The following is a 25,302-nucleotide window of genomic DNA, read 5'->3' as shown; positions in this document are numbered from 1 at the left end:
ATGAAGTTCACTGGTGAGCGCTATGTGCCGACGGAGCTGGGGGAGATTCGTCACGAGCATCTGCACCGCTATGCATGGTGCACCGCGCTTGTCGCCGGCAAGGACGTACTCGATATCGCGTGTGGTGAAGGCTATGGCAGCGCGATACTCGCGCGCTTTGGGCGCTCGGTGCTGGGTGTGGACATCTCGGAAGATGCCGTTCAACACGCCGCTACCCAATACGGCAAGTACTCAAACCTTGGATTCAAGGTGGGTAACGCTGCAGAGATACCGTTGCCGGATGACAGCGTCGACGTGGTTGTTTCCTTCGAGACCATCGAACATCACGATCGCCACAGCGAGATGCTCCGGGAGATCAGGCGTGTTCTGCGCAAGGACGGGTTTCTGGTCATATCGTCCCCCAATCGTGTCGTATATACCGAACTCGCCGGGCACCACAACGAGTTTCATGTCAAGGAACTTGATTTTGCCGAGTTCGACGCCGTGCTGCGAGAGCAGTTCGATTCCATACGGTACTTCGGGCAAAGACTTGCCGTCGGGTCATCCATATTCGACATGCAAGGTGACGCAAACAGCCGGGATTACGCAGCCCTCACGGATACCGGCTCGGACGTCGTAGAGCGGACTGCATCACTGGCTGACCCGGTCTATTACATTGCCGTTGCCGGATTGCCTGAGGTGGCCTTGGAAAAACTGCGGCCTTCCGTGCTGTTTTCCGAGGCAGAGGATCTTTACACCCATCATCGCGAGGTGGCGAAGTGGGCAGTTGGTCTCGATCGAGAGCTGTCCGCGCTACGGACTGAGCATGGTGCCTTGGTCGAGCTGCACGCCAGCACGGTGGCTTGGGCCCAGGGGCTCGACAAGGAGTTGTTGGTTGCCCGTCAACGCGTCGGTGAGCTTCAGGGTGAGCACGCCGAGGCGGTTACCTGGGCGAAGGGCCTTGATGCCGAGCTCGGCGAAGCGCGGCAACAAGTCGACCAAGCGAGGGGGGCACGCCAGCAGGCGGAGGTCTTGGCCAGCAGTTTGGGTGTCGAGTTGAGCGAAGCCCACCAGCAACTTGAGTTGGCCAACATTCGGACTGAAGCTAAGATCCGCCAGCTAGCAGGGATGGAACTGGAAAAGGTGGAAATGGAAAGGCGGGCCACGGATATCGAACGGGAAATCGAGCGGCTTCGCAGCCAGCATGAAACGCTGACCCATTCCATATCCTGGAAAATCACCCGGCCGTTGCGCTTCATTGGCCGGTTGCTACGCGGCGATTGGGTTTCCGTTGCACACTCGCTGCGCCGTTCCAATCTGAATGGGGTAAGCGTGCTGCAGCCCTTGAAGAAGCCGGTAAAGGCCTGGCTGATGCGCAAGGGCGAACGATCGCCTGCAGCTCCCGTCCTGCACTTCCCGGTGACTTCGGCGCAAGCAGCCGAAATGGTTCAGGGCCTCGCCTTTCCGGAAACGGCCCAGCCCCTTGTTTCCATCATCATCCCTACGTATGGCCGCCTGGATTACACCGCCGCCTGCCTGCGCTCGATCATGGTTCACATGCCCCCGGTGGGAATCGAAGTGATCGTGGCCGAGGACTGCTCGGGCGACACGGATATTCATGCGCTTGCTGAAGTCCCGGGGCTGCGTTACGAAGTAAACCCGGAAAATCTCGGTTTCATACGTTCCTGCAACCGCGCGGCAAGCAGTGCCAAGGGGGAGTTTCTTTACTTCCTGAACAACGATACCGAAGTGACCGCTGGCTGGCTGGATGCAATGCTCGACGTGTTCGAACGTTTCGATGACTGCGGCATGGTGGGGTCCAAGCTGGTTTATCCCGATGGTCGACTGCAGGAAGCGGGCGGCATCATCTGGGCCGATGCGAGCGGCTGGAATTTCGGCCGGCTGGCCGATCCCGAGGATCCGCAATTCAACTATGTGCATGAGGCCGATTATTGCTCCGGTGCCTCCCTGCTAATACGCAAAGCGTTGTTCGAAGAAGTCGGCGCCTTCGACGAGATTTTCGCCCCTGCCTATTGCGAAGATTCAGATCTGGCCTTCAAGGTGCGTGCTGCGGGCAAGAAGGTGTACTACACCCCTTTTTCGAAAGTAGTCCACTACGAGGGCATCTCGCACGGCACTGACGAAAACAGTGGCATAAAGGCTTACCAGCTCGAGAACCAAAAGAAATTCTTGCAGCGTTGGCAAGGGGATCTGGCTGGGCAGTATCCGAACGCGCAGAACGTATTTCGTGCCCGCGAGCGTAGCCGCGGGAAACCTGTCGTGCTGGTCGTGGACCACTACGTGCCGCAGCCGGATCGCGACGCAGGTTCGCGGACCATGATGCAGTTCCTGCAGGGGTTGTGCGACCTCGGTAACTCCGTCAAGTTCTGGCCGGAAAACCTCTGGCTCGACCCGGTCTATACGCCACCGCTGCAGGCGATGGGTGTCGAGGTGATATACGGTTCGGCCTGGTTGAATGGGTTCGAGCGTTATCTGCAGGAATTCGGCAGTCAAATCGATCATGTGCTGCTTAGCCGCCCGCATGTTTCGGTACATTTCATCGATGCAATTAAGAAATACGTCCCTCGGGCCCGAGTGGTGTACTACGGGCACGACATGCATTTTGCTCGTTTGCGCAAGCAGCATGAGCTAAGTGGGGACGATGCCCACTTGGCCAAGGCAGATGAGTTCGAGAAGATGGAACGTGACTTGTGGAACAAGTCCGATCTTGTTCTGTACCCGACGAGCGACGAAGTCGCGGAGGTTGCCCATTTGGCGCCCGCCACCGCCTGTCGCCAAGTGCAGGCATATTGTTTTGACCGTTTCGGAACTCACGGATACGACGACCCGAAGGAGCGTTCCGGAATCCTGTTCGTAGCTGGGTTTGGACATCCCCCGAATGTCGACGCGGCCATCTGGCTGGTAGAGGAAATCCTCCCGCGGTTGATCGAAGCGGATCCCGCCACCCGACTTTATCTGGTTGGATCCAACCCTAACCACAAGGTGCTGGCGCTGGCTTCGGAGCACGTGGTCGTGACCGGTTATGTGGAAGATGCCGTGTTGCAGGACTTCTATCGCCGTTGCAGGGTGGCTGTGGTTCCGCTGCGCTTCGGCGCGGGCATCAAGTCCAAGGTGGTGGAAGCGCTGCAGCAGGGGCTCCCTCTCGTGACCACCGGCATTGGCGCACAGGGATTGGATGGTCTTGAGCAAGTGGCCCGTGTGGCGGATGACGCCCAGAGCATTGCCAACGCGATTCAAGAGCTGCTGGTGGATGACAGTGCATGGCGTAGGCTGTCTGTTGCGTCCAGCCGCTATGCCGAGCTGCGCTTCTCCCGGCAATCCATGCGTACCGCTCTGGCGGAAATCTTCGGTTTTGGGGTTGTTCGATGATCGTTCGTGCGCGCGCGCCGCTACGCTTGGGGCTGGCGGGGGGCGGCACGGACGTGTCGCCATACTGTGACGTCTATGGTGGTCATGTCATGAATGCCACCATCGACAAATACGCGTACGCCATGCTCTCTCCCTCCGAATCCGGGCAGTGCGAGTTCGCAGCGCTGGATGTCGGGGTCTCCGAGGTTCACGATTGTGACGTCATACCGACCCAGGGTGGGGCGCTGCAATTGCTGAAAGGAGTGCACGCGCGCGTTTGCCGTGACTTCCTTTCAGGCCAGGCGCGCCCGCTGAAGGTGCAGACCTTCTCGGATGCCCCGCCGGGATCTGGCTTGGGCTCGTCCTCGACGATGGTAGTGGCCCTGGTACAGGCGTTCGTGGAGTACTACTCGCTGCCCCTGGGCGAGTACGAAGTCGCCAACCTCGCCTATGAGATAGAACGCAGCGATCTCAAGCTGGCCGGCGGCAAGCAGGATCAGTACGCCGCAACGTTCGGCGGCTTCAATTTCATGGAGTTCTACGCGGGCAACCGGGTCATCGTGAACCCCTTGCGTGTGAAGGACTGGGTGTGGTCCGAACTGGAGGCTTCCATCGTCCTCTATTTCACCGGCGTGTCGCGCGCTTCGGCGGACATCATCGACCAGCAGGCGAAGAACGTCACGGAGGGCAAGCAGTCCTCCATCGACGCCATGCACAGCCTCAAGCAGGAAGCGGTGGAGATGAAGGAGTGCGTGCTGCGCGGCGACCTCGATCGCCTGGCCCGCACACTGCAGGCAGGCTGGGTGGCGAAGAAGAACATGGCCAGCTCTATCTCCAATCCGCTGATTGAGGAGGTGGAGCAGCTGGCCTTCGCCAACGGTGCCCATGCGGCCAAGGTTTCCGGCGCAGGCGGCGGCGGCTTCATGATCTTCATGTGCAAGCCGGAAAAGCGCATCGGCTTGACCCGCGCGCTCGCCGCACACGGTGGGCGGCTGCTGGATTTCCATTTCACGCAACAAGGAGCCACTTCATGGCGAATCATGTAAAGGCCATGTTCGAGGCCGAGTTCGACAAATCGATCAAGCTGCTGACCGAAATGTCACGGGATGCGCAGCTGCACGAGTTGATGGCCAAAGCCGTCGGCCAATCGGTGGCCGCACTGCGTAGTGGCCATAAGCTGCTCTTCGCAGGTAACGGTGGCAGCGCCGCCGATGCCCAGCACTGGGCGGGGGAACTCGTCAGCCGGTTCTATTACGATCGCCCCGGCCTGCCGGCCATTGCCCTGACCACCGACACCAGCATCCTCACCGCCATCGGCAACGATTACGGCTACGACTACGTCTTCGCCCGCCAAGTCGAGGCGCTGGGGCAAGAAGGCGACGTGCTGGTCGCCATTTCCACCTCGGGCAATTCGCGCAACATAGTTCGCGCCATCGAGGCCGCACGCGCGAAGCGCATGGTGGTCATAGGTTTCACTGGTCAGGGCGGCGGACAGATGGTCGAACTGTGCGACCTTTGCTTCCGCGTGCCGTCCGGCGAGACGCCGCGCATCCAGGAAGGCCACGAAGCGTTGGGCCACCTGCTGTGCGCGCTGATCGAGGCCGAGATGTTCCCGCGTGGCGACTGAGGAAGCCATCGTCCTCGTCGGGGGGCTGGGAACCCGTCTGCGGGCGGTCGTAAGCGATGTCCCCAAGCCGCTGGCTCCGGTCGCCGGACGGCCGTTTCTGGCGTGGCTGCTCGATAACCTGGCCGGGAACGGGGTGCGCCATGTGGTGCTGGCCGCCGGCTACCTGGCGGAGCGCGTGGTCGATTGCATCGGGCGGGAATGGTGCGGCATGCGGATGGACTATTCCATCGAGTCCCATCCGCTGGGCACCGGCGGCGCCGTGCGCCAGGCCTGCGGCATGCTGCAGGGAGATTCGGCGCATGTGCTCAATGGCGACACCTTCCTGCGTTACGACCTGCGCGCGCTGGAGCAGGCCACCGTGCATGCCGGCGCCGACCTAGGCATGGCACTTGCCCAGGTGGCGGACGTGGCGCGCTACGGCGCCGTGATCCGCGAAGGGGCACGCATCTCCGGTTTCCGGGAGAAGGGCGAGAGCGGCCCCGGCTACATCAATGCCGGCAGCTACTACCTGACGGCCGCCGCCATCCGGGCCTTGCCAGCGGAGCCGGCGTTCTCCTTCGAAACGCGCGTGCTCGCACCGCTGACGATGGCCGGGCGCGTTTGCGGCTTCGAAGCCTCCAGCGGATTCATCGACATCGGCGTGCCGGAAGACTACCAGCGCGCGCAAAGCCTGTTCGGTAGCGCGTAATGGCGGGCGAAATCGCCCAGCCGTATCTGGATCCCCGTGCGGACGAGCTGCTGGCGGCCGTGCCTGCGCCGCGCAAAGCGCTGTTCCTGGATCGCGACGGCGTTATCAACGTCAACCACGGCTACGTGCACACGGCAGCGCAAACCGATTGGGTGCCGGGCATCTTCGAGCTCTGCGCGACGGCGCGCGACGCCGGTTATGCCCTGGTCGTGGTCACCAACCAGGCGGGTATCGCCCGCGGTTACTACAGCGAGGCGGAGTTTCTCGACTACACCCGATGGATGCACCGTGAGTTTGCCGAGCGCGGCGTGGCTATCCTCGCCACGTTCCATTGCCCGCACCACCCAATGGCCGGATCGGATGATCTGCGCTGCGAGTGCAACTGCCGTAAGCCGGCCCCCGGCCTGTTCCTGGCGGCTATCGCGCGTTTTTACCTCGCGGCCGGAGAATCGGTGATGGTGGGCGACAAGGAGAGTGACCTGCTTGCCGCCACGAAGGCAGGCGTGCCGAGGGGTTTCCTGGTTGACCCAGGCAAGCCGGAGCCGTTTGTCGACGTGGTCAACTACATGAAGGTGCGGGGGAGGGCAGGGTAACGGGGTAAGCTGGCGCAGCGGAGTGATGCTATTCGATAGTGGCCGACCACGGGATATCGCAACCTGAAGGTGACCGCATGAAAACAGACTGCCCGGTGTGCGATTCCGGAACGTCGTCGTTCTATGAAACGATCGATGGCTATGACTACATGCAATGTGGTGCTTGCGGTGCGCTGCACATCGCTAGCGACGTCATCAATGACATTGATGCCGGCAAGAGCACCCGGATATACGATGCAGCGTATTGGCAGGAAGAACTGCGAGCTGCTCGTGAGCGCGCTAACGGCGCCGCGCTGGTTCGCGCAGGTGAGGCCATTCTTTATGCAAGGCGGCCGGTAAAGCTTTTTTTGGACGTCGGTACTGGTCCGGGGTATTTGCTGGACAGATTGAGTGAACAATTTCCCGGACGTTCGGGGTCATTTTACGGAATCGAGCTGTTCCCCCCGCAAGAGCATTCCACACATCCCAACTATCGAGTCGGCGAAGTGGCCGAACTCGACATGACGTTCGATGCGGGCGTATGTATCGAAGTGATTGAGCACCTTACGCCGAAAATGCTGAGTAGCTTAGCCAAGAGTTTGGCTGGAGTGAGCGCGGCCGGCTCCCTCTGGCTGTTCAATACTGGCATGCCAGATTACGTGTTGAAAGAGGATCGTGGGTATCTCGATCCGCTGCATCGAGGCCACATCGTTTCATATTCGCTACCCGGAATCGCAAAGATTTTTGAGCCTCATGGATTTGTGGTCAACGCGATTCCCGGCAAAAGCTACGCATTCATCGCGGAATTCAAGCCAGTTGCTGATGTGTCGGATTTCGCGCATCGAATCTATCAGCCACTGGGGGAAAACAAGGCGTTTTTGGAGGAGTCGGGGTTGATGTTTCAGGCGGCGTTTGAGGCTGCGCGCTCCTCCTATTACCAGGAGGAATACCTGGCCAGAACCCACTGGGCGCTGGGTTTGGATCGTGAATTGAAAAGAATGTTTGCCTTGAGCACGGCCGAAAGGAAACTCCTTAAGTTCCTGCGCCGATAGCCTTCGTTGGCATTTTAAGGAGCGTACGTGGTCTTAACAAATCATTCCAGGCGTGGCTTGAATTCTAAGCAGTTTGTGCCTGCCATCGCACGTGCGTTTGCATGGCTCGTGGCTGCCCTGCTCTTGCTCAACGCTATCTATTTCGTGCTGCGAGCATCTTCGCCTGTCATTCGCGATGATGCGTGGTATTTTCTTGACGTATTCTTGCGGAAGGCGATCAATGGGAGCCTAGGGGTCGGCGACTTTTTCGTGAAGCGCGCGGGTGCGGATCACGCACAGCCGTTGTTCAAAATGCTACTCCTCTTCGAATGGCGTTATTTCGATTTAGATTTCGCTGTCGGGGCTGTGGTTGGTGTTCTCGCTGCCGCCGCCTGCGGGCTTGTTTTCTATCGAATCATTGTGGTGGAGCGATGCAACGATCGCGGCGATGCCTACCGCTGTCTTGCTTGGGCCGCCATTTGTGCGGTGCTGCTTTCACTGAATGCGGACGCGGGCACGTGGACATGGCCGTTGGTTGCGCTCGAAAACGTTACCAGCCTGATCATCCTGCTGTTCGTGGTGGTGGTGTGGCATGCCCATCAAAAACAGCGTTATGTTGCACTGGCGTTGGTTACACTGGTGTTGGACATCAGTAGTGATGACAGTGCTCTGATTGCCATCATCGCTGCAGTAGCGGCCTTATTGCTAATGTGGCTTCGAGATCCTGAACAGCGACGCCGATCGACCTGGAAGTTATTGGTCGTAATGATCGTATGCACGGTGCTGGTCAGAATCGGCTATGCCTATGCGCCGATCGTCGGCGGCACACCTCCAGTTCCATTGTCCTCTCATCTGGGATTACTGCTCGAGCGCTTTTGGGACAAAGGGTGGTGGATGTGGGCGGTGTTGCCGCTAACATTGCCGGTGTTCTATCGGAGCCCGCTCGAGTCCTTTCACGCCGAGACCTGGCTGGCTATGCAAATAGCCATGGGATTGGTGTTACTTCTGGCACATCTGTGGTTCTGGCGGATGGCATTTCGTGGCAGATACAATCGCCCAGCCTTCGTCGCCGTGTGCCTGATGTTGCTTTCATACGGTTGGGTGGCCGGCATTATCCTAGGGCGTGTGCCAGTTTCCGGTAATGACTATCTGAATCAACCACGCTACGTCTTGCTCTATGGAGGCCACCTGATCGCGTTGTTGCTCATGTGGGCTGGCTCGCTTGGCGCAACGCCTCAATCCTCCACGGGGTGGCATGCCATTGGTACATGGACGCCTGCGGTCGGATGTCTGGTGTTGCTCGTGGCACAGATCCCTACGTCGATTTATGCGTGGCATATGCGGCCCTACCTATGGGCCTATTACGTCCAGATGGCTCATCAGATCGACGATCTCGCCAAAGATCCCGCGCATGCCGCCGCCTGCGTGCCCGAGTTGCCGGTGTGCAATTGGTCCATGGGGAAACGTCGAGAACTCACTCGGCTGCTGAGTCAAAACCGACTCAACGTATTTTCATCGAAGGTGCAACAGCGGCATGTCTATTTGCCACGGTTGTTGCCGGTTCCTGCTGCGCCTTTGACATCAGCTGCCAACGGGCAAGTCGTCGGTCCGGCGAAACCTGATTAAATGTAAAGCCCGTGCTTGCACAAGCCTCATTGGTGCTCAGCGGCAGGCTGGTTTGTCTGGAGGCTTGCTTCCTTATCAGCCAAGCACCGCTCGCTCGCTGGGTACTCAAGCAGGATGGCGGAAAAAAATGTTTGCACCGTACCAGAAGGGAAAACCCTGGTTGCCTGGTCTTCTAGAAATCGGAAAGCTACATACTGACAGGGCTGCTGGGCATCCCCTATACACTATCGTCATTGAGGCGAGATGCTAGCCGACCGTTATTCACTGCACGCTGCAGACAAGTAAGCCTCCGTGACACGCAACGCCCGCGGTTGTGCGGCATTTGTCAGACACGAGCCTGACTGGCAATGCCGTGAACAACATATTGCGCGCCAAGGGGTATCCAGCCCATGGCCGGCTCGAGCGGGCGCAAGAAGCTGAGCAGATGCGGAAAGAATACGATGTAGCGGCAGCGGACGCCGTCAAACTCTGCGCGCCGGGTTAGACCGAGCAGTTCAGAGCGCGGTAGCAGGATCGCGTCTTCATCGAAAGGGCAGTCCCGTACGGTTTTCAGAGTCAGCGGATTGAGCATGTTGTGCTCGAAGATGAAAACGTGGCCACCGGGCTTCAACACTCGCCTGATTTCACTCATCCAGTGGGCACGTTCGACCGGCGGTATGTGGTGAAAGACACAAGCCGCCATGACGATGTCAAAGCTCGCGTCGTCATGGGGGAGGCGGGCATTTTCGATGGTGCGGAACGTCGCCTCGCAAGCATGGGATTGGCCGGCAAGCCTAATGCTCTCGCCCGACAGATCAGCGCCGTGCAGCGACGCGGCAGGGAACGCTTTGCGCAAGTGAGCAATCGCATTGCCGACACCACAGCCAAAATCAAGTATCGAAACCGGCTTGACGCGAGCGTTGTCCCCGAGCCATGAGGCCATGTATCCAGCCTTGTAAGCCGCGAAAAACGCGGGATCCTCGCCGCTGGTCCGAATGCTAGCCCGATGGAGATCCGTGTAATTCTCGGCGTACTGATCAAACTCAGGTTTCACTGACTTGTTCATGGCTATCTCGTCGGACTCTGAAATAGTGCTCAATTCGTGCGAACGATGGTGCGCGATGCCAGGAATGTCGCCGGTATGGTGAGTACGGCGACGGCGAGCGGGGCGAATCGCTGCGGCATGTGGACTAGTTCGACCAAGATCTTGAGCAAGATCAGGCCGAGCAGGAACTGCAGGAGGTACACCAGTGGATAGCGCAATGCAGAGCGCCAGCGCATGGGCTGCCGGAACACGTAGAGCGTGCTGAATACATACGACACGACGATGCCCAGTAAATATGCGAAAGCGTATGCCACCTCGTAGCGAAACAGGTGCAGCAGAATTAGATAGCCACCATAACCAACGATCACATTCAGCACTCCCCCGATCAGGAAGCGCAGAACTTCACCAAACCAGGCGCGGTGCAGGAAAGGGCGTCGGAGATGGGCCAAGATCGTTTTCATGGAGCGGTAGTGCACTTCAGCGGATGATTTTGGATGGAGTATCGGAAACGATGGACCCAAGGGGTGTCGTTTTCTGGCTCCGGGTTTCGCAATCAATGATATACACCGGGCGCCGGAACGTCGCGCCCATCAGCCGGCCAACGTATTCGCCGACCACGCCGAGGATCAGCAGCTGAATGCCGCAAGCGAACAGAATGACGGACATTAGCGAGGCATAGCCAGGGTCGGTGATGCTCCCGCTCAACCTGCCGTAGATCACGTAGAGCAGATACAAAAAACTGAGAACCGCCAACCCGGCGCCGCCGAATGTGGCGATGCGCAACGGCATGTACGAGAAGGTGACGAAGATGTTGGCCGCATGCGAGATAAGCTTGCGCATGGTGTAGGTGCTTTCGCCATGCTGCCGTTGTTCGTGGGGCACCTTGACGCTGCGCGTCGACGAGGTCAACCAGGACAGCATGCCGTCGATGTAGGGGCGATTGAGGCCGAAACGGTCGAGTTGCTTGGCCAGCGGCGCGTGGATGGCGCGGAAAGAGCAGTAGTCCTCGTTGAGGTCGGGGAAGGCGCGCTTGAGCAGGCGCCGCATCAGCTCCGAGCTCAGGTTGCGGTAGGCGGCATGGGTGCGCTTCTGGAATACGCCGTAGACCAGCGGATGATCATCGTCACCGGCCGCGAGCAGGGCAGGGATCGACTCGGGCGGATGTTCGAGATCGTCGTCCATCGTAACGATCCACTCGCCGCGCGCCTGGGCGATGCCGCAGATGGTGGCAGCATGCTGGCCGAAATTGCGACCGAGGCGCAAGCCGCGCACCCGCGCATGTTTTGCGGCGAGCGCACGGATCACCCCCCAAGCTTCAGTCTGGCCACGATCGTCGACAAGGATCACCTCGTAATCGAGGCCGGCCGCCTGCAGCGTTGCGTCCAGGCGATGGCACAGCTCGGGCAAGGCGGCACTGCCACCGTACACGGGTACCACGATGGAGACGTCCAGGGCCGATTCGGTGATCACTGTGCTGGTGGAGTTGTCGTTCATGATGCGTCCGTCCATGCACGGCTTGCCTTGGGGGGCGGTGGATCATCGGTGTTTTTGGATCGGTCGACGGCGTAGTACTTGGCGATCACACGCTCGATGTAGCCCTCACCGAGATCGATGCCAAGCTGTGGAGCAAGGCTTTCGACCATGCGGGTGTCGATGCTAAGAGGGGTGCCTTTGTCGACGTACGAGCAGTTGGCAGAGCGCCCCAGCACGCGTTCGAATATCTCGACGATGCGGGGCATGGACAGTGAGTGGATGGCAGAGATGGAAACGGCAGTTGCCTCTGGGGGCAGCTCCGTAGCCAGCCAGGAACCGAACCTGACGATGTCGTCGATGTCGATGAGGTTGCGCTCGGCGCGTGCCCAGACGGTGAAATGCTCGCCGGAGACGATATGGTTCCTGAGGAAATTGGTCAGGGTATGCGAATTACCCGTATGGCCCACCACTTGCGGCAGACGCAGCACCAGGCCGTGCGGTGCGGCAAGCACCAGCGACTCCATCGCTCGCTTGTGCCGCATGTAGTCGGTATGTTCCGAAACAGGTGCAGTGGTGCCGCAACTGCTGAAGTAGACGAATCGCTTTACATCGCCATCCACCAGCTTGCGCAGCAATGCCTCTTCACGCGCAAACTCTCCACGACGTGTCTCGAGAGAGTTGGAAACACCCGAGGCGAATATGATGATTTCGGCGTCATCGCCGAAATGCGGCCCGAAGGCTTTCGCCAGTAGTCCGTTGCCGACGATCATGAATGCCAAGCCAGTGTGATGGTGCCTATGTTTGTCACGGTGGATCAATCCGGGTGAAATAAAAAAACGTGTGGCTTCTCAGGTATGGCCTGTCGGCTTTTAGCCAGGCCAGTCCAGGGTTAGCGATGCTGGTGGCGGCATGTGATGGGATTCATCACAGCAAATCCTCGGTTCCGAAATCTGCCAACCGGATAGTCCGCAGTGGTGGGCTATAGAGATCGTTGCCTTAACCTTCTGATGAGGCCGGCAAAACTTGCCTGGCCACAGGTCCGTACAGGTCGGAAGGTCAGCGTTCGCCTAACATGAATTGCGCTCGTATCGGTCTCTGGCAGATCAGCGGCAGGAGGGGCCGCCGACGACCGCTTCGCCAAGCACTTTTCCGTCCTGCTTGTCCTTGAGTACGAAGTGGGTACCAGGCTGCGTCCACGGGCCGGTCTCGGTTTCACCGGCTTTGCCGCCAGCCGAGAAAAGCTTAGCGTCCGTATCGGTCGGTCCAACCCATATCTCCGTGCTGCTGGTATTGGCCCCCGCTTTGCTGGCGTCCCAATGCACTGTTGCAACGACACTGTCGCAGCTCTTCATGGTTCCCGGATCAACCGAAATTGACGGGTCCGACTTGGCTACAACGGTCTGCTGGGTTGAAGTCCCACTGCCTGCTTGCGCCGATGCCGGCGGCGCAGACTCTTGCTGGCAAGCCGCAAGGACCAGCACGGCCGCCGTCAGCATAACGATCCGACTGATTTTCATGGACAATCTCCTGAATTCTTGACAGCTCGAAGCCGTTGAATATAGCAGCTTGGCGGCGTGTTCCCTGAAATGACCGTGTCAGGCCATGAGGTTTTGGGACTGATCTGGTCACGATCCGCACCGTGTTTGGCCGCCCGAATTTCATCGTAACCCAAGCTTCACTTGACCTTTGCATCAATGGGTTTGCGCGGTACACGCAGATGGGATTTGTCACGGCGCCCGGGTAGGAGCGATCAGCGACTGAAGCGATCGGCCTCGTGTACACCACGACAGGCGATCGACGTTTACGCCGGACGCGTATTGACCAAACGAGTTCGCCATGCCGCCGGAGCCACGCTGCACCAAGACACCTTGCCCCATCTTCATCATTGGCTCGTACCGATCCGCCACCAGCGTCATGACCTGGGCGTTGGGGCAGCATCCGAACATCTTTCCGCTTGAAGAGACGCACTTCGTCTATAAGCTGGCCGTCGACCTGGATTACCTCTACGAGGTGGGGGCGCGACAAGGGCATCGGTCCGTCATCGGCATGGCGCAACTCACCCGGCGTGAGTTGCGTGTGCACTTCGGTCGTGCGTGCGATGATCTCATCGCGTCGTCTCGGTCGCGCATCGTGCGTCACGCCAGATCCGGCAAGTTCCGCGATCAGCACACCGAAAACATCGCGCTGAAGGTTTCCGAGGCAGATCCAAAACGGCGCTGGATCGACGGCACGCCTGAAAACGCGCATTACGTGTTGTCCCTGTGGCGCATGTATCCCGAGGCGAAGTTCATCCATATCCTGCGCAATCCGCGACAGGTCGCCAGCTCGCTGATGCATTTCTCGGCTGCGGGCGCCAGTGATTACCCGGAGGAGGAGGCTTATCGCATCTGGTCCAGGATGGTTCGGTCGTGCGCACTTGCCGAAGAGGCGCTGGGCCCTGGCCGTATCCTACGAATCCGCTATGAGGATATCGTCGCAGATCCGGAGGCAACCCTGCGGCGCTGCCTCGAGTTTGCGGGCGAGGAGTTCCATCCCAAGTGCCTGCTGCCGCTGCGGGAGAGGATCAACAGCTCCCGCTGCGCTGATGTCGGCGATGACAGCATCGCGGCGAATATCGACGCATCGGACGGATGGGTCCGTGAAGCCTTCGAGCTCTACAACCGGCTCCTGCGGGGGCAGCACCTGTCGACAGGCAGGCTTGCAGCATTCCGCGAGCTGAAACGCCGGTTGCGCGAGTACCAGCGCGGCCTGCGTTCGGATGTGAACGATCAGCTCTTTTCCCAGTTGCGCAGCACCAAGGTGCGGTTGAAATTGCTGGAGGCGCCCTTGAAGGTGCGGAGCTGGGGGCCGCGGGACATCGTCGCCGGCAGACCGTTCAACGTCCAATCGAATGGCATGAACGCGCTGTGGGTCGAAACCAGCAACGCCTGGTGGGACACCGTGATCGAATTGGGTGGAGTGCCGCTGGAGACCTCGGTGAGCAGTCGGGGCGAATGGGTGACGGCGCTGGTGCCGCCCGGTTTGACCGGCCGGGCGTGTCGGCTTGAGCTGGTGCTGCGCAGCCCGGAAACCGGCGAGGTTGCCGGCCCTTACATCTGCGCGCCCACACCACGCCGCGCCGTGCTTCGACGCCTTTTCCATCGGGCGATGGACAAGCTCACGCGTGCAGTAACGACCGCCCGTGGGCGTACAGGTGCGAATCGAGGCGATTGGCCTCCATGAAGTCATCGTGCAGGCAATCGCCCAGCATTTGCCTCAGTTGGTCCACGCGTTCGGCCAAAGGGACGACCTCACGCGAGGTGGCGTTGTCCCACCTGGGAAGAAATTCGAGATCCGGCAAATATTCTCCGTACCTTGCTTGGAACGCCGTGACCGACCGGTCGAACTCCTCGACGATGCCCACTACGCCCCAGTACGACAGCAGCTGGCATGCCTGCTCCAAGTCGGCTTGGGTGGCCTCTGTCTTGAGGATGTCGCCTCCGCGCCATGACGCATCCGAAAGATGCACTACTTGGTAGTCGCGAATGACAATGCTGCCTGGCTCTTTCTTAAGCGCCCACCGGATGTAGTCAGAGAACGTCAGGTTCTGGGCCACCGCGGAATAGGGCTGCGAACTGTTGGCACGCGTATATTGATAGACGGACCAGGCGCGCAGCAGGGGATGCCGCAGAAACACCACGGGCAGGCAATGGGAATGCGGAAGCGGGGGGCGTGCGAGGTGGCTGGATATGGCAACCAGATGCTTGTTGGCCGCCATGAACGCGGACAACTGCTCGCTTGACTGGATGGCATGGGCATGCGGCCCTTCGAACGTTCCCCAGCGGCCTCCGAAGGAGTGCCGCAAGCTTGCGTCCACGCTGCTGCCGGCATTCTTGAAGATGTGGTAGTGGATCAGGACGTAGTTGTCGCTCATCGCAAAAGGGTCGGGCGCAATCTGATCAAATTTGGGTTCGCATCAGCCAGGATCGACGACGCAACGCCTCGTTCATGGCGAGACCGTACGCCAGTGCACCCGGTTGGCTGGGGTCAAAGTGCCTGCTCCAGCTCAGGGATCAGTTTGAACAGATCACCCACCAACCCAATGTCCGCCACCTCGAAAATCGGCGCTTCGGCATCCTTGTTGATCGCCACGATGGTGCCGGCATCCTTGATGCCGGTGAGGTGCTGGATGGCGCCGGAGATGCCGATCGCCATGTACAGCTCGGGCGCGATGATCTTGCCGGTCTGCCCGACCTGCATCTCGTTGGGTACGTAGCCGGCATCCACCGCGGCGCGTGAGGCGCCCACGGCGGCGCCGATCTTGTCGGCGAACTTGTAGATGATCTCGAAGTTCTCCTTCGAGCCGACGCCGCGGCCGCCCGAGACGACCTTGCTGGCGCTCTGCAGGTCCGGGCGGTCGCTCTTGCCCTGCTTCAATTCGACGAAGCGGGTGTAGGAGGGGAGCGCGACGTCAAGGTTCAGCGTTTCGACTGGGGCGCTGTTTGCACCGCTTGCGGCCGCCGGCCAGGACGCCGTGCGGATGGTGGCGACTACGGTCTGCGCGGGGTCGGCTTCCACGGTGACGATGGCGTTGCCGGCGTAGATCGGACGCTTGAAGGTGTGGCTGCCCTCGACGGACATTACGTCGCTGACCTGCGCCACGCCTAGCAGAGCGGCCACGCGCGGGGCGAGATCCTTGCCGAAGGTCGTGGAGGGAACGAATACGTGGCTGTACCCGGCGGCAGCCTTGGCCACCTGTGGCGCCAGCACGGCTGCCAGCGCGTGGGCATTCTCGGCGCGGCTGGCGGTGAGCACGCGGCTCACGCCTTCGATCTTTGCGGCCTCGGCGGCCATCGCGTCGCAGGTGTCGGCCAGCACCAGCACGTCGATGGCTTCGGGTTTGAGGGCCGCGGCGGCGCTCACCGCACGCGCAGTGGAAGGGTTGAGCTTGCCGCCCAGGTGTTCGGCGATGACGAGGATCTTGCTCATGTCTTCTCTCCAGTTCCCGGCGGCCGCTTACAGCAGGCCCTTCTGCTTAAGGGTGGCGACCAGCTCGGCTGCGTCCTTGACCATCACGCCCTTGCTGCGCTTGGGCGGCGCGGCGTAGTGGATGGTCTTCAAGTGGTCGCCGCCTTCGACGCCGAGCGAGCCGAACTCGATCACGTCGATCGGCTTGGACTTGGCCTTCATGATGTCCGGCAGCTTTATGAAGCGCGGCTCGTTGAGGCGAAGATCTGTGGTGATCACGGCTGGCAGGTCGGCCTCGATGGTTTCCAGGCCGGCGTCGACCTCGCGGGTCACCGTTGCCTTCCCGTCGGCGATCTCGACCTTGCTGGCGAAGGTCGCCTGCGGGCGATCCCACAGCGCGGCGAGCATCTGGCCAGTCTGGTTGGCGTCGTCGTCGATCGCCTGCTTGCCGAGGATCACCAGGCCCGGCTGCTCCTTTTCCACCAGCTTGAGGAACGCGCGCGCGGCGGTGAGCGGCTGCACAGTCTCGGTGGTGGTCACGTGGATGGCGCGGTTGGCGCCCATGGCCAGGCCGTTGCGCAGGTGCGCGGTGAGGTCGGCCGGGCCGATGCCCACGATCACCACTTCCTCGGCTACGCCTTTCTCGCGCAGGCGCAGGGCTTCTTCCAGCGCGATGTCGTCGAAGGGGTTGGCGGAGAGCTTGACGCCCTCGGTCACTACGCCGGTGCCGTCGGGCTTGACCTGGATGCGGACGTTGTAGTCCACGACGCGCTTGTAGCCGACCAGAATCTTCATCGCGGTTCCTTGAATTTGCCGCTGCGGAGGCGGCAGGGGAAGGGACGGGAAGCCGAAATTCTAACCCGAGCACGTCACCCATGCGTCGGCGTACGGCAATTCGCCATTAGTTGGAATGGCTAACGCTTGTAATGGACGGGCCGCATGAAGGTGTCGGTCTTTGGTAGCACCGGCTACATCCGCAAGCGCGGATGGCGATATGGCGAGGCTCAGCCCAGCACGCGTTCAAGCGTGGCCGCGGCGGCCGCGGCGGAAAAGTGCTGGCGGACGTTTTCCATCCCGTGCCGGGACAGGCGCTGCCAGAGGGGTTCGTCCATGCGCAGGCGCTGCACCGCGGCGACGAAGGCCGGCGCGTCGTCGGCCACCAGCACATCCATGCCGTCGACCAGTTGCATGCCTTCCACCGCGATGGTGGTGGCGATGACGGGCAAGCCATGGCTCATGGCCATGTTGATCTTGCCTTTGACGCCTGCGCCGAAGCGCAGCGGTGCCAGCGACGCGAGGCAGCCATCCAGCCATGGCGCGAGATCGGGCACCCGACCGTGCAGTTCGAGGCCCGGCGTGGCCAGTTCCCGGCGGGCTGCCTCGGGCAGGTCGCCAAGCACGTGCAGCCGTAGCTCCGGCATCGCCTCGCGCAGTCGCGGCAGCAGATCGGCCCGGATCCAGCGCAGCGCGTCCGCATTGGGCGGATGGCCGAAGCCGCCGATGAAGACAAGGTCCTTGCGCGCGGCATGCGGACGGCGGCAGCCATGCACCTCGTGGATGTTGGAAAGCAGCTCCACGCGTGCCTGCGGCAACATCGCCATGAGCAGGCTCTGTTCGTGCGGGCTGACCACCAGGGTGGCGTCGCTGCGCTCGATCAGCTCCAGCTCGCTGCGGCGCGATGCGCTCGCCTGCCGTGCCAGCGCCGGGTTGTCGGCGACCTCCGCCGCGCGCTGCTCGCGCAGGAAGTGCAGGTCCACGGTATCGAACACCAGCCGCGCCTGCGGCGCATGGCGGCGAACCTGCGGGGCGTACTGGCCGGCCACCGTATGGCGGCACAGGATCACGGCATGCAGCCCGGCGCCATGGTCGCGCAGCCAGCGCGGCAGGTCGGGAACGCCGTCTCCCCCCAGCACTTCGCAGCCGAGCGCGCCCAGCCTGCGAACGGCGTCGGCGTCCACGCGCCGGTCGTCGGGAAAGAAGCACGTGCTCCACCCCTGCTGGTCGAGCAACCGCAGGATGCCGCACAGGCGCAGGGAACCCGAATCGCGCGCCGGATCGGGCAGGGTGGCGTCCACCACCAGCACACGGCCGCGCGCGCGCCAGCGGACAGCTCTTTCCAGCGGTGTGCCCGGTGGGGGTTGCTGGGCCAGCCGGTCGGCCCATTTGCGGGCGAACCGGATCTGGTTCTGCGCCTGGTGGCGTTTGACGCCGGCACCGATGTCGGTCCCCGCGGTGATGCCCTCGCAGTGGATCACCGTGCTGGCCGGCTCGTAATACACCTCCAGGCCCAGTTGCCTTACCGCAAAGGCAAGGTCGGTGTCCTCGTAGTAGGCCGGGCGATAGCGCGTGTCGAAGCCACCGGCGCGGTCGAACACCTCACGGCGGATCAGCAGGCAGGCGCCGGTCACGTAGTCGGTGCGGCGGCGGTACTGGTAGGCCGGCGCGTCGCGCGGCTCGAAGCGCCCGGTGTTCCAGCAGCTGCCGTCGGCGAACACCAGCCCGCCGGCTTCCTGCAGGCGGCCGTCCGGATAGACCAGGCGCGCACCGGCGATGCCGCAATCGGGACGTTCGGAGAAACAGTCCAGCAGCGCATCGAGCCAGCCGGCGGTGACCTGCGTGTCGTTGTTGAGGAACAACAGGTACTCGCCCTGGGCCGCGGCCGCGCCGGCATTGCAGCTGTCGACGAAGCCCAGGTTGTGCGGGTTGCGCAGCAAGCGCAGGCCCTCCACTTGCGCCAGGGCCGAGGCGCTCTCGTCCGGCGAGGCGTCGTCGACCACGATGACCTCGAACGCCGCCTTCGCCCCGTGCCGGGCCAGGGAGCGCAAACAGGCCAGCGTGTAGGCGAGCTTGCCGTGGATCGGGATGACGATGGAAACCCGCGGCGGCGCCGCTGTCTGCGGCAGCGCGAAGGGCGCGAAGGGTTCATCCAGCGGCAGCAGCGCCAGGTCCTCGGCAACGGCGGGGCGCGTCTCCAACTCCTGGCGCACGCGCGCCAGCGTCCCGCGCCAGCCGCGCAGCGCGATGCTGCCGCGCATGCGCTGCAGCTGGTAGCCCAGGCGTTTGAGGCGCCATTGCAGATTGCCGATCAGGGGATGGCCCTCGACCGATCAGAGGTTCTGGTAATTCGGCCCCGACCCGCCCTCGGGCGTGACCCAGGTGATGATCTCGTAGGGGTCCTTGATGTCGCAGGTCTTGCAGTGCACGCAGTTGGCGGCGTTGATCTGCAGGCGCTTGCCCGCGTCGTCCTCGACGATCTCGTAGACGCTGGCCGGGCAGAAGCGCGTGCAGGGGTTGCCGTATTCGACGCTGCAGCGCTCGATGCAGATATTGGTGTCGGCCACGTGCAGGTGGATCGGCTGGTCCTCGTCGTGTTCGGTGGCGGCGAAGTAGACGCCGGCCAGGCGGTCGCGCGGGGGCAGTTCCCGCGTGACGTAGTCGCGCCTGGGTTCCTCGTGTTCGCCGAGCTTGTCGAGCGAGCACCAGTCGGCCTTGTTCTTCAGCGTCCATGGCGAGGCGCCGCGGGTGAGCGTCTCCCAGGCGGCGTTGGCCATGCCGAACCACAGGCCCTTCTTGAAGCCGGGCTTGATGTTGCGCACCTGCTTCAGTTCCTCCATCGCCGGCGAGGCGCGCAGTGCGGCATCGAAGCCGGCGGGCTTCAGGCGGTTGGCGGCCAGGTGTTCGGCGGCGAGCATGCCGCTGCGGATCGCCTGGTGGGTGCCCTTGATCTTGGGCACGTTAAGGAGGCCCGCGGTGTCGCCGATCAGGAGGGCGCCGGGCATCTCCACCTTCGGCAGCGATTGCCAGCCGCCGGTGACGATGGCGCGCGCGCCGGCCGAGAGGATGCTGCCGCCCTCGAGCAGCGGCTTGACGTGCGGATGGTTCTTCCATTGCTGGAAGGCTTCCCACGGCTTGTAGTCCGGGTCGCGGTAGTCCAGGCCGCTGACGTAGCCCAGCGCGATGCGGTCGCCATCCAGGTGGTAGAGGAAGCTGCCGCCGTAAGTATGGTTGTCGGCCGGCCAGCCGATGCTGTGCACGATCTTGCCGGGGGTGACGCGGCCGGCGGGCACGTGCCACAGCTCCTTGATGCCGATCGAGTAGCCCTGCGGGTCGGAGTCCTTCGCCAGGTCGAAGCGCTTGATCAGCTGCTTGGTCAGGCTGCCGCGCGCGCCCTCGGCGAGCACGGTGACCTTGGCCTTGATGTCGATGCCCTGGGTGTAGCCCGGCTTGTGCGTGCCGTCCTTGGCCACGCCCATGTCGCCGATGCGCACGCCAGCGACCGAGCCGTCCTCGTCATAGATGTTGTCGGCAGCGGCGAAACCGGGGAACACGTCCACGCCCAGCGCCTCGGCCTGCGGCGCCAGCCAGGCGCACATGGCGCCGAGCGAGACGATGAAGTTGCCGTGGTTGCGCATGCCCGGCGGCACCGGGAGCTTGCGGCCGCCGGTCCTGGTCAGCAGCCAGAACTCGTCCTCGCCGGCGGGCACGCAGACCGGCGGCGGGTTGTCGCGCCAGCCGGGCAGCAGGGCATCGAGTGGACCCGGTTCGATCACCGCGCCGGAAAGGATCTGCGCGCCGACGGTGGATGCCTTCTCGATCACGCAGACGGTGGTCTGGGGCGAAAGCTGCTTCAGGCGGATCGCGAACGACAGCCCGGCGGGGCCGGCGCCGACCACGACCACGTCGTATTCCATCGTCTCGCGTTCGCTCATGGCGGACTCCGTGCCTGCGTACCAAGGTAAGACCGGCATTGTCCGGTTTCGCGCGCCTGGCGGCAAACCGGACTCTTCACTCGCGAGCGCTTGCAATCGCTTTGCTGGCCATGGCGATAATCGGGATATCCGATACAACAGGACGAGGCATGAATTCGACCGCGATCGCCGACATTGACCTGCGCCGCGCCAGCGTGTGCCAGTTGCTGCACTGGCTGGCGGTCGGACGCGTGCAACCCCAGGCGCTGGCGGACGCTTACCAGGGTGCGATCGAGCGGATCAATCCCGAACTCAATGCCTACGTCGATCTGCGGCCGGGCCTGCTGCAGGAACAGGCGCGCACCGCGACCCATCGCCGCCGCGATGGCGTGCTCGGGCGACTGGACGGCATCCCGATCGCATTGAAGGACAATTTCGACATGGCCGGCTGGCCCACCCGCGCCGGCCTGCCCGGGCGCGAGAAGCCGGTGCAGGACGATGCCCACGTGGTGTCGCGCCTGCGCGCCTCCGGCGCGGTGCTGGTGGGCAAGACCAACATGGACGAAGCCGCGCTGGGCGCCGCCACCGACAACCCGCACTACGGGCCTACGCACAATCCTTACAAGCACGGCTACAGCGCTGGAGGCTCCTCCGGCGGCGCGGCAGCGGCGGTTGCCGCCGGGCTTGCGGCGGCCGCGGTGGGCTCGGACAGCCTCGGCTCGATCCGCATTCCGGCGAGCTACTGCGGCGTGTACGCGATCAAGCCCACGCACGGGGAGATCTCCACACGCGGCAAGTTGCCGGCGGCACGCCGGCTCGATGCGGTCGGCTTGCTGGCGCGCAGTGCCAACGACCTCACCGTGCTGTTGCAGGTGCTGGCCGGCTACGACGCCGACGACCCTCGCTCGCGCCGTCGCCGTGTCGCCTTCTCCCCGCCGGACTGGGAGCCCGGCAACCTGCGTGCGGGCCTGTTGCCGGACCTGGCGGCGGTGGGTGTGGACGCGGAGGTGATCGAAGTGTTCGAGGCGGCGCTGGCCAGGTTGCCGCGTGAGCTGGGCGAACGGCGCACGGTGGATTTCGCCGATTGGAATTTCGCCCGCTCGCGCCGCGCCGGCCTGCTGCTGATGGAAGCGGAGATGCTCGGCACCTTCGCCGCCGACCTGGCCGACACCACGCATCCGGTTTCGCCCCGGTTGCGCGGGATGCTCGAGTACGCCGCGCGCAAGAGCGCCGCGGACTACGCCGTGGCCGACCGCGTGCTGGACGCCGCCACGCTCAAGATGCGACGGCTGTTTGCGCAGATCGACGTATTGGTCTTGCCGACCACGCCGCAGGGTGCGTTTGCGCTGGACGGGCCGGCGCCCGATTCCGCGGCGGATCTGACCAGCTTCGCCAGCCTTGCAGGCTGTCCCGCGGTGAGCATGCCGATGGGCGTGCTTAGCGACGGCCGACCGATCGGCCTGCAGTTCGTCGGGGCGCGCGGTTCGGATCTGCGTCTGCTGGAACTGGCGGCGGTCTGTGCCTCGTCGCTGGACGCGGACCCGCCCTATCCGGCGATCGCCTGACGCAGGTCCGGGCGGAAGCGATGTCGATCGGCGATCTGTTCGCTGCTTCCGCCGGCCTGCAACCGCTGGATCTGCCGGGCGCCGAACTGGCGTACTGGCCGGCATGGCTGGCTCCGGCCGAGGCCGATGCGCTGTTCGAGAGCCTGTATGTGCAAGTCCCATGGGAGACGCACGTGATCCGGATCCGTGGCCGCGACGTCAGTTCGCCCAGGCTCAGCTGTTGGATCGGCGACCCTGGCGCGAGCTACGTGTATTCGCGCACGCGCTTCGAACCCCGACCCTGGCCTGCGGCGCTGGCGGCGCTGCGCACGCGCATCGATGAGGCCTGCGGCGCAAGCTTCAACAGCGTGCTGGCCAATCTCTACCGCGACGGCCGCGATGCGATGGGCTGGCACAGCGACGACGAGCCGGAACTTGGGCGGGAGCCAGTCATCGCCTCGCTCAGCCTGGGCGCCGAGCGGCGCTTCGTGTTCCGCCGCAAGCCCGCACGGGGGCAGGCGGCAGCACGCGCCGCGCTGGAGCTGCGCCTGGCACACGGCAGCCTGCTGCGCATGGCCGGCGCCACCCAGCGCCTGTACCAGCATGCGCTGCCGCGCGCGCTGCGGATCGCCGCGCCGCGCATCAACCTCACGTTCCGACGGATCGGCTAGTTGCCGTCGAGGCGCGTCCGCAAGTCGACGCAGCGCGGTGCGCGGCTTGGCTTGCAACGGGGTGCCGGCGATAATCGCGGCTTTCCCCAAGGTGCCCGTGCGATGACCGAGAAGACCGTACTCAACGACACCCATCGCGCATCGGGCGCGCGCATGGTCGATTTCGGCGGCTGGGACATGCCGATCAACTACGGCTCGCAGATCGAGGAACATCACGCGGTGCGCCGCGATGCCGGCATGTTCGACGTCTCGCACATGACGGTGGTCGACCTGCACGGCCCGCGCACGCGCGAATTCCTGCGCCACCTGCTGGCCAACAACGTCGACAAGCTCAAGGCGCAGGGCAAGGCGCTGTACTCGTGCATGTTGAACGAGCGGGGCGGAGTGATCGACGACCTGATCGTTTACTTCTTCGACGAGGCGCATTTCCGCCTGGTGGTCAACGCCGCCACGCGCGCCAAGGACCTGGCCTGGATCGGGCAGCAGGCGCAGGCCTACGGCGTGGAGGTGAAGGAGCGTCCCGACTTCGCCATGATCGCGGTGCAGGGCCCCAGCGCGCGCGCCAAGGTGATCGGCCTGCTGCACGAAGTCGATCGCCCGCGCATCGAGAAGCTCGGCCGCTTCGCCGCCGCCGCGGCGCAGGGTCCTCACGGCATGGGGCTGTTCATCGCGCGCACCGGCTACACGGGCGAGGACGGCTTCGAGATCATCGTGCCGGCCGAGCACGCGGTGGCCCTGTGGCAGGCGCTTGCCGGCGCGGGTGTGAAGCCGGCTGGCCTGGGCGCGCGCGACACGCTGCGCCTGGAGGCCGGCATGAATCTCTACGGCCAGGACATGGACGAGAGCGTTTCGCCGTGGGAGGCCAACCTGGGCTGGACCATCGCGCTGGACGAGGGCCGCGACTTCATCGGCCGCAAGGCGCTGGAGGCGCAGAAGGCCGCCGGCGTGCCGCGCGTGATGGTCGGCCTGGTGCTGGACGAGAAGGGCGTGCTTCGTCACGGCCAGAAGGTGCTCACCGCCAATGGCGAAGGCGAGATCCTCTCGGGCAGCTTCGCCCCCACGCTGGACAAGGCGGTGGCGTTCGCCCGCATCCCTGCCGGCGATCCGGGCCAGGTGCGCGTGGACATCCGCGGCCGCGAGGTGCCGGTGCGCGTGGTGAAGTACCCGTTCGTGCGCGACGGCAAACCCTGCGAAGGCATCTGACGGCCTGCACCTCTTTCTACTGAGCATTCATCGTAGCGGCTAGAATCGCCGCTCTCTTCCCTCGAACGAACGACTGGACCCGACCATGAGCGAGATTCCCGGCGATCTGAAGTTCCTCAAGTCCCACGAATGGGCCCGCATCGAAGACAACGGCGTGGTGCGCGTGGGCATCTCCGACCACGCGCAGGGCCAGCTCGGCGATCTGGTCTACGTCGAGCTGCCCGAGATCGGCGCGAGCGTGCAGGCCGGCACCGGCGTGGCGGTGGTCGAATCGGTGAAGGCCGCTTCGGACATCTATTCGCCGGTCTCCGGCGAGATCGTCGAGGTCAACGAGCTGCTCAACGACAAGCCCGAGACCATCAACGAGGATGCCTTCGGCGACGGCTGGATCTTCGCCGTGCGCATCAGCGACAAGGCCGAGCTGGACGACCTGCTCGACGCCGACGCCTACGCCGAACAGATCGAGAACGAGGACCACTGACGGTCCGGCATCGTGCGTCGCCATCGGTGGCGCACGAGCCGATCCCAGGGGTCGGTGCGGCCCGTGCCTCCCGTCTTGGACGACCGCCCGGAAGGGTGAGGTCGTGGGTCGGGAGGCGATCGGTGGTTGCCGCCCGATGCCTCCCTGGTCGACTACCGTTCATTCGGGCGCGGGGTCCCGCGCACTGCTTTTCGATGCCGCGCGTGCACGATCATGGTGTGCGCGGATCTCTTGCGGATGAAATATGCAATCCGCCGCAAAGCCTTGTGTGGCAAAGGTTTGAGGTGCGTCAGGCCTGGCGGGAAGTATTTTTGAATGGACATCCATACGTCCAAATAAAAATGCTTGATTAATCCGTCATGCGTTGCCGCGCGGCGCT

The 25,302-nt window shown here is 63.1% G+C and carries 22 protein-coding genes; 12 read left to right on the top strand and 10 right to left on the bottom strand.

All coding sequences use genetic code 11. From position 1 onward, the window contains the following. From VGU65_RS12280 to VGU65_RS12250, 7 genes are all read left to right on the top strand, one after another. On the top strand, window positions 1-3,369 hold the full coding sequence (locus VGU65_RS12280; RefSeq protein WP_327476103.1) for a methyltransferase domain-containing protein: 3,369 nt from the start codon (window positions 1-3) through the stop codon (window positions 3,367-3,369). Window positions 3,370-3,458: 89 nt separating this feature from the next. Next, on the top strand, window positions 3,459-4,394 hold the full coding sequence (locus VGU65_RS12275; RefSeq protein ID WP_327476101.1) for a GHMP family kinase ATP-binding protein: 936 nt from the start codon (window positions 3,459-3,461) through the stop codon (window positions 4,392-4,394). Continuing rightward, window positions 4,379-4,975: a D-sedoheptulose-7-phosphate isomerase gene (locus tag VGU65_RS12270; protein WP_327476099.1), complete on the top strand. Its 597-nt coding sequence runs from the start codon at window positions 4,379-4,381 to the stop codon at window positions 4,973-4,975. Before VGU65_RS12275 ends, VGU65_RS12270 begins: the two co-directional genes overlap by 16 nt. After that, window positions 4,965-5,663: a nucleotidyltransferase family protein gene (locus VGU65_RS12265; protein WP_327476097.1), complete on the top strand. Its 699-nt coding sequence runs from the start codon at window positions 4,965-4,967 to the stop codon at window positions 5,661-5,663. The genes VGU65_RS12270 and VGU65_RS12265 overlap by 11 nt, the downstream gene beginning before the upstream one ends. After that, window positions 5,663-6,256: a D-glycero-alpha-D-manno-heptose-1,7-bisphosphate 7-phosphatase gene (locus tag VGU65_RS12260; protein WP_327476096.1), complete on the top strand. Its 594-nt coding sequence runs from the start codon at window positions 5,663-5,665 to the stop codon at window positions 6,254-6,256. The genes VGU65_RS12265 and VGU65_RS12260 overlap by 1 nt, the downstream gene beginning before the upstream one ends. Window positions 6,257-6,333: 77 nt before the next feature. After that, window positions 6,334-7,287, top strand: coding sequence for a methyltransferase domain-containing protein (locus VGU65_RS12255; protein WP_327476095.1), 954 nt, complete (start codon window positions 6,334-6,336; stop codon window positions 7,285-7,287). 108 nt (window positions 7,288-7,395) lie between these two features. After that, the gene (locus VGU65_RS12250) at window positions 7,396-8,892 is read left to right on the top strand and encodes a hypothetical protein (protein WP_327476093.1); all 1,497 of its coding nucleotides are present in this window, start codon (window positions 7,396-7,398) and stop codon (window positions 8,890-8,892) included. Between the two features lie 325 nt (window positions 8,893-9,217). Here the strand turns inward: VGU65_RS12250 and VGU65_RS12245 are convergent, their stop codons facing one another. The 5 genes from VGU65_RS12245 to VGU65_RS12225 all read right to left on the bottom strand — a co-directional run bounded on the left by VGU65_RS12245 (window position 9,218) and on the right by VGU65_RS12225 (window position 12,906). Then, window positions 9,218-9,937, bottom strand: coding sequence for a class I SAM-dependent methyltransferase (locus tag VGU65_RS12245; protein WP_327476091.1), 720 nt, complete (start codon window positions 9,935-9,937; stop codon window positions 9,218-9,220). Between the two features lie 29 nt (window positions 9,938-9,966). Next, window positions 9,967-10,377, bottom strand: coding sequence for a GtrA family protein (locus VGU65_RS12240; protein WP_327476090.1), 411 nt, complete (start codon window positions 10,375-10,377; stop codon window positions 9,967-9,969). Between the two features lie 16 nt (window positions 10,378-10,393). Beyond that, the gene (locus VGU65_RS12235) at window positions 10,394-11,410 is read right to left on the bottom strand and encodes a glycosyltransferase family 2 protein (protein WP_327476088.1); all 1,017 of its coding nucleotides are present in this window, start codon (window positions 11,408-11,410) and stop codon (window positions 10,394-10,396) included. Next, window positions 11,407-12,159: an NAD-dependent epimerase/dehydratase family protein gene (locus tag VGU65_RS12230; RefSeq protein ID WP_327476086.1), complete on the bottom strand. Its 753-nt coding sequence runs from the start codon at window positions 12,157-12,159 to the stop codon at window positions 11,407-11,409. Before VGU65_RS12230 ends, VGU65_RS12235 begins: the two co-directional genes overlap by 4 nt. A 333-nt stretch (window positions 12,160-12,492) precedes the next feature. After that, a complete protein-coding gene (locus VGU65_RS12225) occupies window positions 12,493-12,906 on the bottom strand; it encodes a hypothetical protein (protein ID WP_327476084.1) in 414 nt (137 codons plus the stop codon). A gap of 319 nt (window positions 12,907-13,225) precedes the next feature. Here VGU65_RS12225 and VGU65_RS12220 point away from each other — a divergent pair, with 319 nt between their 5' ends. Next, the gene (locus tag VGU65_RS12220) at window positions 13,226-14,611 is read left to right on the top strand and encodes a sulfotransferase family protein (RefSeq protein ID WP_327476082.1); all 1,386 of its coding nucleotides are present in this window, start codon (window positions 13,226-13,228) and stop codon (window positions 14,609-14,611) included. Here the strand turns inward: VGU65_RS12220 and VGU65_RS12215 are convergent. The 5 genes from VGU65_RS12215 to VGU65_RS12195 form a co-directional block, all read right to left on the bottom strand. Beyond that, entirely contained in the window at window positions 14,547-15,302 is a 756-nt protein-coding gene (locus VGU65_RS12215) for a sulfotransferase family protein (RefSeq protein WP_327476080.1), read from the bottom strand. The genes VGU65_RS12220 and VGU65_RS12215 overlap by 65 nt on opposite strands. Window positions 15,303-15,415: 113 nt before the next feature. Beyond that, window positions 15,416-16,357, bottom strand: coding sequence for an electron transfer flavoprotein subunit alpha/FixB family protein (locus VGU65_RS12210; protein ID WP_327476078.1), 942 nt, complete (start codon window positions 16,355-16,357; stop codon window positions 15,416-15,418). Window positions 16,358-16,384: 27 nt separating this feature from the next. Beyond that, window positions 16,385-17,131 carry an electron transfer flavoprotein subunit beta/FixA family protein gene (locus VGU65_RS12205; protein WP_327476076.1) on the bottom strand — a complete coding sequence of 249 codons (747 nt, stop codon included), beginning with the start codon at window positions 17,129-17,131 and terminating at the stop codon, window positions 16,385-16,387. Window positions 17,132-17,340: 209 nt separating this feature from the next. Beyond that, on the bottom strand, window positions 17,341-19,371 hold the full coding sequence (locus VGU65_RS12200) for a glycosyltransferase (RefSeq protein WP_327476074.1): 2,031 nt from the start codon (window positions 19,369-19,371) through the stop codon (window positions 17,341-17,343). A 72-nt stretch (window positions 19,372-19,443) separates the two neighbouring features. Beyond that, entirely contained in the window at window positions 19,444-21,045 is a 1,602-nt protein-coding gene (locus tag VGU65_RS12195) for an electron transfer flavoprotein-ubiquinone oxidoreductase (RefSeq protein ID WP_327476073.1), read from the bottom strand. 149 nt (window positions 21,046-21,194) lie between these two features. Between VGU65_RS12195 and VGU65_RS12190 the strand changes: the two genes are divergently transcribed. From VGU65_RS12190 to gcvH, 4 genes are all read left to right on the top strand, one after another. Beyond that, entirely contained in the window at window positions 21,195-22,589 is a 1,395-nt protein-coding gene (locus VGU65_RS12190) for an amidase (protein ID WP_327476072.1), read from the top strand. Window positions 22,590-22,609: 20 nt separating this feature from the next. After that, window positions 22,610-23,239: an alpha-ketoglutarate-dependent dioxygenase AlkB family protein gene (locus VGU65_RS12185; RefSeq protein ID WP_327476070.1), complete on the top strand. Its 630-nt coding sequence runs from the start codon at window positions 22,610-22,612 to the stop codon at window positions 23,237-23,239. Between the two features lie 102 nt (window positions 23,240-23,341). Then, window positions 23,342-24,442 carry a glycine cleavage system aminomethyltransferase GcvT gene (gcvT, locus tag VGU65_RS12180; protein WP_327476068.1) on the top strand — a complete coding sequence of 367 codons (1,101 nt, stop codon included), beginning with the start codon at window positions 23,342-23,344 and terminating at the stop codon, window positions 24,440-24,442. An 85-nt stretch (window positions 24,443-24,527) separates the two neighbouring features. Beyond that, window positions 24,528-24,923, top strand: coding sequence for a glycine cleavage system protein GcvH (gene gcvH, locus VGU65_RS12175; protein WP_327476066.1), 396 nt, complete (start codon window positions 24,528-24,530; stop codon window positions 24,921-24,923). Window positions 24,924-25,302 lie beyond the last annotated feature (379 nt).

Source organism: Frateuria sp. (assembly GCF_035943815.1).
In the GTDB taxonomy this organism is placed as follows: Bacteria; Pseudomonadota; Gammaproteobacteria; order Xanthomonadales; family Rhodanobacteraceae; genus Frateuria_A.
Note: the sequence above shows the minus strand (reverse complement) of the source record. Positions and strands in the feature narration are given on the sequence as shown.

Excerpts from the sequence above, each read along its gene's own strand:
- gcvH (WP_327476066.1), top strand. The coding sequence starts at position 24,528 with ATGAGCGAGATTCCCGGCGATCTGAAGTTCCTCAAGTCCCACGAATGG.
- VGU65_RS12255 (WP_327476095.1), top strand. The coding sequence starts at position 6,334 with ATGAAAACAGACTGCCCGGTGTGCGATTCCGGAACGTCGTCGTTCTAT.
- VGU65_RS12240 (WP_327476090.1), bottom strand. The coding sequence starts at position 10,377 with ATGAAAACGATCTTGGCCCATCTCCGACGCCCTTTCCTGCACCGCGCC.
- VGU65_RS12275 (WP_327476101.1), top strand. The coding sequence starts at position 3,459 with ATGAATGCCACCATCGACAAATACGCGTACGCCATGCTCTCTCCCTCC.
- VGU65_RS12200 (WP_327476074.1), bottom strand. The coding sequence starts at position 19,371 with ATGCGCGGCAGCATCGCGCTGCGCGGCTGGCGCGGGACGCTGGCGCGC.
- VGU65_RS12270 (WP_327476099.1), top strand. The coding sequence starts at position 4,379 with ATGGCGAATCATGTAAAGGCCATGTTCGAGGCCGAGTTCGACAAATCG.
- VGU65_RS12195 (WP_327476073.1), bottom strand. The coding sequence starts at position 21,045 with ATGAGCGAACGCGAGACGATGGAATACGACGTGGTCGTGGTCGGCGCC.
- VGU65_RS12235 (WP_327476088.1), bottom strand. The coding sequence starts at position 11,410 with ATGAACGACAACTCCACCAGCACAGTGATCACCGAATCGGCCCTGGAC.
- VGU65_RS12260 (WP_327476096.1), top strand. The coding sequence starts at position 5,663 with ATGGCGGGCGAAATCGCCCAGCCGTATCTGGATCCCCGTGCGGACGAG.
- gcvT (WP_327476068.1), top strand. The coding sequence starts at position 23,342 with ATGACCGAGAAGACCGTACTCAACGACACCCATCGCGCATCGGGCGCG.
- VGU65_RS12215 (WP_327476080.1), bottom strand. The coding sequence starts at position 15,302 with ATGAGCGACAACTACGTCCTGATCCACTACCACATCTTCAAGAATGCC.
- VGU65_RS12185 (WP_327476070.1), top strand. The coding sequence starts at position 22,610 with ATGTCGATCGGCGATCTGTTCGCTGCTTCCGCCGGCCTGCAACCGCTG.
- VGU65_RS12230 (WP_327476086.1), bottom strand. The coding sequence starts at position 12,159 with ATGATCGTCGGCAACGGACTACTGGCGAAAGCCTTCGGGCCGCATTTC.
- VGU65_RS12280 (WP_327476103.1), top strand. The coding sequence starts at position 1 with ATGAAGTTCACTGGTGAGCGCTATGTGCCGACGGAGCTGGGGGAGATT.
- VGU65_RS12205 (WP_327476076.1), bottom strand. The coding sequence starts at position 17,131 with ATGAAGATTCTGGTCGGCTACAAGCGCGTCGTGGACTACAACGTCCGC.
- VGU65_RS12210 (WP_327476078.1), bottom strand. The coding sequence starts at position 16,357 with ATGAGCAAGATCCTCGTCATCGCCGAACACCTGGGCGGCAAGCTCAAC.
- VGU65_RS12245 (WP_327476091.1), bottom strand. The coding sequence starts at position 9,937 with ATGAACAAGTCAGTGAAACCTGAGTTTGATCAGTACGCCGAGAATTAC.
- VGU65_RS12220 (WP_327476082.1), top strand. The coding sequence starts at position 13,226 with ATGCCGCCGGAGCCACGCTGCACCAAGACACCTTGCCCCATCTTCATC.
- VGU65_RS12190 (WP_327476072.1), top strand. The coding sequence starts at position 21,195 with ATGAATTCGACCGCGATCGCCGACATTGACCTGCGCCGCGCCAGCGTG.
- VGU65_RS12225 (WP_327476084.1), bottom strand. The coding sequence starts at position 12,906 with ATGAAAATCAGTCGGATCGTTATGCTGACGGCGGCCGTGCTGGTCCTT.